This window comes from Aeromonas sp. 5HA1 (assembly GCF_029237245.1).
Lineage (GTDB): Bacteria > Pseudomonadota > Gammaproteobacteria > Enterobacterales > Aeromonadaceae > Aeromonas > Aeromonas salmonicida.
Genome location: NZ_JAACFW010000025.1, coordinates 68,400 through 75,175 on the forward strand (window position 1 = coordinate 68,400; position 6,776 = coordinate 75,175).

General features: G+C 61.3%; 3 protein-coding genes. All 3 read left to right on the top strand.

Features of this window, described 5'->3' with window-relative positions:
• The first annotated feature begins 14 nt into the window (after positions 1-14).
• The gene (locus GWQ27_RS19020) at positions 15-1,715 is read left to right on the top strand and encodes a Wzy polymerase domain-containing protein (protein WP_275908067.1); all 1,701 of its coding nucleotides are present in this window, start codon (positions 15-17) and stop codon (positions 1,713-1,715) included.
• A gap of 154 nt (positions 1,716-1,869) precedes the next feature.
• Entirely contained in the window at positions 1,870-2,523 is a 654-nt protein-coding gene (locus tag GWQ27_RS19025) for a DUF480 domain-containing protein (RefSeq protein WP_275908068.1), read from the top strand.
• 224 nt (positions 2,524-2,747) lie between these two features.
• Complete coding sequence (locus tag GWQ27_RS19030) at positions 2,748-6,590, top strand: DEAD/DEAH box helicase (protein ID WP_275908069.1); 3,843 nt, start codon at positions 2,748-2,750, stop codon at positions 6,588-6,590.
• Positions 6,591-6,776 lie beyond the last annotated feature (186 nt).

The following is a 6,776-nucleotide window of genomic DNA, read 5'->3' on the forward strand; positions in this document are numbered from 1 at the left end:
ACCGGGGTTGATATATGAATGGTACATCTTGGATTTTGTTTTTAGCTTATTGGCTGCTGGCCATGCACTTCTTCATGCACAACCCCGGTGGGGCCGGGCTCTATCTGCCATTCAATGCCTGGGGCTGGGTCTTTGCCAGCCTCGTCATCGGCCTGGGGTTGTGGCAGGTCACCCTGCAACAGCGGTTGATATTCTCGTCTTTGCAGGCCAGGCTATGGCTTGGTGGATGCCTGTTGTTGCTACCCATGGCGTATCCCGGTTTTGAACTCAAGGACTATGCCATTCCCCGGCTGCTTGGGTTGTTTGCCGGTCTGCTGTTTCTGTTTTGTCTGTACCAATGGCAACTGGCTCGTCAGGCCCGTGATCAGTTGCTCTATCTGTTGTTGGGGGCCGTAGCGATAGAGGCCTTGCTCGGGCTGGTGCAGTATTACCTGCTGACCCCGGGCAACTGGCTCGGTTATGACACTCGGGCCAATCGCCCTTATGGCATCTTTCAGCAGCCCAATGTGATGGCGACCTTTATGGCGACCGGACTTTCCCTCGCCATCTGGCTTGAGCTGCGCGGCAATGCCAATGTCTGGCTACGAGGGCTGCGTTATGGGGTGATCCTGGCGGCCAGCTTGCTGCTGGTGGTGTTGCAATCCCGGGTGGGACAACTGGGTGGCTTGCTGGCCCTGCTCCTGCTTGCGCCACAGTTGCATCGTCAGCATCAACTGGCCCGTATTCTTGGCCTGGTTGCGCTCGGTGTCGGCCTGGGGTTGGCGTCCCAATACGGGATCAGCGGCGTCAAGCGCGGGCTTGAGGTGTACCAATCCGGTGGCATGCGCTCCGTCTACTGGCCCTATGCCGCCAGGCTGATTGTGGAATCCCCCTTGGCCGGCTGGGGCTACGGCAGTTTTGAGACCACATTTCTGCATCACTACATGGCCGACAAGGCGCTGAACCCGGCCATGGTGCAGATTGAATACAACCTCGATCACCCCCACAACGAGTTTCTCTACTGGGCGGTGGAAGGGGGGTTGGCCCCCATGATCGGCATGGCGCTGATGGGTGGTGCGCTGTTGTGGCGGCTTGCCAGGGCGGGCTGGGTCAAGGGGGCGGCGTTGCTGGCACTGGTGACTCCCATACTGCTGCACACCCAGACCGAATATCCGCTCTATCACGCCATCGCTCTGTGGTGGGCTCTGCTGCTGCTGATCCATGTGCTGGATGCGGAAGTGGAGGAGGGGATGCAGACAGCCAGCTGGCGTGAATATGTCTATCGCCCCTGGTTGCTGCTGCGCTTTCTGGCCATCGCCATCCCTGTGCTGGTTGTGCCCTTCATGCTCACTGCCATTCATACCGCCTGGGTGGTGACCAAGTACGAGCGCGGCGGTTACAAGGATCCAACCCTGCTGCTCGATGTCGTCAACCCCATGGCCTGGTTGACCCGGGTGGAGTTTGACGTGAACTCGGTGCGGTTGATGGTGGGCTTGCAGACTGATAACAAGGCGGAGCTGGAAGCCTATCTCGATTGGGGTCAGGCATTTGTACGCCATACCCCCAGAGCCAATATTTACGCGAATATGGTGATCGCACTCGGTGCGCTTGGGCGACAAGAAGAGGCGCAGGCGCTGCGAACGCAAGCCCTGATGCTCTATCCGGGTGATCCCTTGCTAACTGGTTCGGCCGCCAAATCCGTGGCCACTGCGCTGGAGGGTAAACCCTCCTCCTGATGCCCGGCGGCAGGTGCAAAGCAGGACGGCAAGGTTGCGCGATGTTTCACCAACCGCACTACTGCTTCGCAAAAATAGGCGCCTTTGCTGGACGGCAGAGGCGCCATGGCTAAGATAGTGGCCTCAACGTCTTGTTTTAGAAAGGGAGTATGAAATGGAGTTAGTGCTAGGCCCATTGGAAGCCCGCGTGATCGGCGCTCTGATAGAGAAAGAGATCTGCACGCCGGATCAATACCCCCTCTCCCTCAATGCCCTGGTCAATGCCTGCAACCAGAAGAGCAACCGTGAACCTGTGCTGGATCTCTCCGAGCTGGATATCCGCGCCGTGGTGGATGAGCTGATCCGCAAGCGTCTGGTCGTCAACACTGCCGGTTTCAATGCCCGGGTACCCCGTTACCAGCACCGCTTCTGCAATACCGAGTTCGGTACTCTCAAGTTCAGCGAGCAGGAGCTCGGTATCGTCTGCGAGCTGCTGCTGCGGGGTCCTCAGACACCGGGTGAGTTGCGCTCTCGCACCAACCGCCTGTGCAGCTTCGATGATGTTACTCAGGTGGATGTGGCCTTGGCTGCTCTGATTGAGCAGGGGCCTTATGTGGTCAAGTTGCCCCGCGAACCGGGCAAGCGTGAATCCCGCTATGCCCATCTGTTCAGCGGTGAGGTGGATCTGCAGGCGCTGGCCGAGGCATCCCCTGCCAGCAGTTATGCCTCCCCGGCGGCGGACAGGTTGAGCGCGCTGGAAGAAGAAGTCGAAACCCTCAAGTCACAGTTGCAGGCTCTGGAAGCCCGTCTGGCGCTACTGGAGGGCTGACATTTCGGCACGTTTCTCCCTAAAGAGGCGCTACGGCGCCTTTTTTATTGTCATTTCGCCGAGGTTCTCCCCTCTTGGCATGTCTTCTTCCATCCTTTGTGATCCTCCGTGCTTCTTGGTTTATATGAGCCAGTTGGCTTTTTTTGAGTTATTTCGCGGTTAAGGGTCGAGCCGCCGCCGCTTTCCCGTTAAAATTCCGCTTTTGCACCTGCCCGTGAGTCTTGATGTCTGCGTTCACCCTCTCTTTCGATTGTTATGCCCTGCTCAGTGAGCTGCAGTTGCAGCGCACCGCCAGTACCCGCTATTTGCAAGAACAGCTGCAAGCGCAGATGCCGCTCGGGCGGGCGTTGATCGACAAGTTGGAGCAGTTGCAGCAGCAGGGACTGGTGCGCCTGCGCGGGGAGCAGCAGTGGAGTCTGACGGCAGAGGGAACCCTGGCGCTGATTCTGGCGGTACGTTCGGGTGCATGCCCCATGCCGAACTGGGCACGGGTGCCCTCGGTCACCGGCCAGGAGATGGCGCAGGCGCTGGTACGGGAGCTCTGTCTTGGTGAGGCGGGTCAGGTGCCGACCTACTATCTTGCGGCCGATTTGCTTGGCCTGCTCGACGTGACCGATGCCCATCGCCTGCTGCCGGGCTCTAGCCCGCAATGGCAGCAACTGATGTTGATGCACTTCTCCCTGCAAACGCTGCTCGATGCCGAGCCCAGGGCGCAGTGGCCGCTCGCATCGGTTGCCAGCGCCTGTGCTCCCGAGCTGAAAAGCGTGAGCGAAGGGTTCGCCGCCGAATGGCAGTGGCTCTGTGGCGACCTTGCCGGCGAGGTCACCACACACTGGCCCGCCTTGCAGCAGTTGGCGGAGCAGGGGGAAGATCAACCCCTCGCCGAACGGCTGCTCGGTGCCTTGGGCCAGTGGCAGGCAGAGGGTGCCAAGGGGCAGTGGCCGCTGATGTTCAGTGCTCTGCTCTGGCTCGGTTGGTTGCAACAAGCTGACCCCGTGATCGCCAGCGAGCAGCGCAAGAAGTGGCAACGCAGTCTGGGTAATCAGTTTCCGTTGCTGGCGGATCTGCTAGGTCAGTGGGCCGGTGATCGTCATGGTCAGGCGGTCGGTCTGTTCGACACCCTTCAATTGCCGCTGGAAGAGTTGCACTGGGGTTACCTCTGGCTCGATCTCTGCGCCCTTGCCAGGCACGGGGAGCAAAGTCCCCAGGTTGCCATACTGCACAAGTGGGATCTCTCCCATGTGCTGGAGGCACAACCCCATCACAGGCTGATGGCCTTTTGCCAGGATCTGCTGCGACTCCTGTTGGGGCAGGGGGCGCACCGCGCACCGCTGCAGCAACTGCGAGCCGCCAACGGGGATGACGCATCCGCAGACCAGGACGAAGACGACAAGACCCCCGCATCGGCCAGCTGGCTCAATTGGTTGCAGGGGTTGGGGCGTTCCAGCGGCGTGCGCAAGGCGCAGGAGCGGCTGGTGTGGCTGCTGCATGCCGAAGGGCCCGAGCTTGAGTGCAAGATCCAGAAGCAGAGCACCAAAGGGGAGTGGACCGCCGGTCGCCGGGTCGATCCCGCTCTGCTCTCGACTCAATATGCCGCCCTGCTTGACGAAGAGGACTGGGCGCTGGTACGCACCCTGCCGAGGGTCATGGGCCAGCTACCACGAGAGGCCTGGGCGCCCCTTGCCACTCATCCGCGGCTGTTCAATGCCAAGGGGCAGAAGTTGCAACTGGCCGTCAGTGCGCCCCTGTTGCAGATTGTCGCCACCGAGCAGGGCATGAGTGCCTTGCTGAGCCCGTCCGCCGCGGCGCGCGGTGCCCATATACTGCCGCTGGCACAGGATTTGTGGCAGCTCATCCTCACCCCTCAGGCGCTGCTCGATCGCCTGCCTGCACTGGAATCTATCCCCCTGTTGCCCGCCGAGGGCTTAAGCGAATTGCAGCGCACCCTGGACGCCATCCCCGATCTGCCCTGGCACAGCCAGGTGGCAGGTCTGCAAGGTAATGCCGAATTGGCCCCCTGGCCCGGTATTCCCTCGGTACAGCTGGATTGGCAGGATGGCCAGCTGGCGGTCAAGCTGGTGACCCGGCAGGGTGAGTTGCCGCCGCTTCCCCTTGGCAAGGGGGAGGCCATAGTGCGCCAGGGGATCAAGGATTATCACTACTGGCAGCGAGATCTTCTCGCCGAGAAGGGGCAGGCCCAGCAACTGCGCAATTCACTGCCCATAGGGCTGCCAGGGAGTGAGTGGCTACTTCAGGGGGAGCAGGCACTGGCACTGGTCAATGCCCTGCCCGAGCTGGTGGATGCCGGTGTGGTCATTCACTGGCATCAGGACAGCGCCCGCCTCAAGAGTCTGGACGAAGCGGCCCTGAGTCTGCGTATCGAGCGGCGCCAGGACTGGTTCCAGGTGGAGGGGGCACTGGCCCTCGATGAGCACCAGATCCTCGATTTGCGTCTCATCCTGCGCCAGATGACGCCAGGTCAGCGCACCGTCCAGCTCGACGAGAAGACCAGCCTGATGTTGAGTGACAAGCTGGTGGAGCGGCTCACCATGCTGGGCGCCATGCTGGATGAAGAGCAACGCATCAACAACAAGCTGGCCTATCCGCTCACCCGCCTGCTCTCCGTCATCACCACTGAGGGGGATGACGCCTGGCACTCCCTGCAACAGGAGTGGCAGCAGGAGGTGGAGTGCCCGGCCGAACTGTTGACCCCACTGCGGGATTATCAGAAGGACGGGGTACGCTGGCTGGCGACTCTGGCCCATCATGGCTTCGGCGCCTGTCTGGCCGATGACATGGGTCTGGGCAAGACCCTGCAGGCGCTCATAGTGCTGCGCATGCGCCAGCACTTGGGCCCGGCGTTGGTGGTGGTGCCAAAGTCAGTGGTCACCAACTGGCAGGAAGAGGTGGCGCGCTTCGCCCCCGAACTTGAGGTGGTGGTATTCGAGAACCCTTCCGAGCGGGAAGGGGTGATCCGCGATGCCAGGGCCGGCCAGGTGATCCTGCTCAACTACGGCATGCTCGGCAGCCTGGCGGAGGCGCTCAAGTCCCGCCGCTGGTCGAGCATGGTGCTGGATGAAGCGCAACAGATCAAAAATGCCGGCACCCAGCGTGCCAAGCTGCTGTTCCAGCTCGAAGGGGATTTTCGCCTTGCCCTCTCCGGCACCCCCATCGAGAACCATCTTGGGGAGCTGTGGAGCCTGTTTACCTTTATCAACCCGGGTCTGCTCGGCAGCCTGGGCGAGTTCAAGCGCCGCTTCGGCAAGGCGGTAAAAGATCCCCAGCACATGGCCCTGCTGCGGGCTGTGATCAGTCCCTTTATCTTGCGTCGTCTCAAGCAGCAGGTGCTGACCGAGTTGCCGGACAAGACAGAGATCATTCATCACATCAGCCTCTCCCCCGAGGAGCGCCAGTTGTATGAGGCAACCCGGCGCGAAGTGGTGCAGCAGGTGCAAAGTGCCGATGGCCGCGCCCTGATGCACGTGTTGAGCGGCCTGACCCGGCTGCGCCGGCTCTGCTGCTCCCCCGAGCTGGTGATGCCCGAATGGTCCCAGACCAGCAGCAAGCTGGACGAGGCGATGGCCCTGCTGGACGAGGCGATCGGCAACGGTCATAGAGTGCTGGTGTTCAGCCAGTTCGTCGATCTGCTGAGCCTGCTGCGCGCGCGCATTGAACAGAAAAAATGGGATTACTGCTATCTGGATGGGGGCTGCTCCGCCAAGTCCCGCCAGGACTCCATACTGCGCTTCCGGCACGAGCCGGTGCCGCTGTTCCTCATCAGTCTCAAGGCGGGGGGCACGGGCCTCAACCTGACCCAGGCCGATACAGTGCTGCACCTGGATCCCTGGTGGAACCCGGCTGTGGAAGATCAGGCGAGCGATCGGGCCCACCGCATGGGGCAGACCCAGCCGGTGACTGTCTATCGGCTGGTGTGCGAGCAGACGGTGGAAGAGAAGATAGTCGCCCTGCACGACGAGAAGCGGGCACTGGCCGATGGCCTGCTCAGTGGCCAGTCCGAAGTACGCGGGCTGGATGTGGAGAGCCTGCGCGCCCTGCTGATGGGCTGATCAGGCTGATGTTGTGCACAAGGGGGATCGCCGGCAGGCGATCCCCCCTTTGTTTATGTTGTCCCGTCCTGAATATGGTTTACACCTTTCCCCCACATAAACGGAGAGCCCGATGGGACAAGGTGTGAAACGGACACAGCGCGATTACTCGCTGACTTTTAAACTGGCGCTGGTCGAGCAGATTGA

Excerpts from the sequence above, each read along its gene's own strand:
- GWQ27_RS19020 (WP_275908067.1), top strand. The coding sequence starts at position 15 with ATGAATGGTACATCTTGGATTTTGTTTTTAGCTTATTGGCTGCTGGCC.
- GWQ27_RS19025 (WP_275908068.1), top strand. The coding sequence starts at position 1,870 with ATGGAGTTAGTGCTAGGCCCATTGGAAGCCCGCGTGATCGGCGCTCTG.
- GWQ27_RS19030 (WP_275908069.1), top strand. The coding sequence starts at position 2,748 with ATGTCTGCGTTCACCCTCTCTTTCGATTGTTATGCCCTGCTCAGTGAG.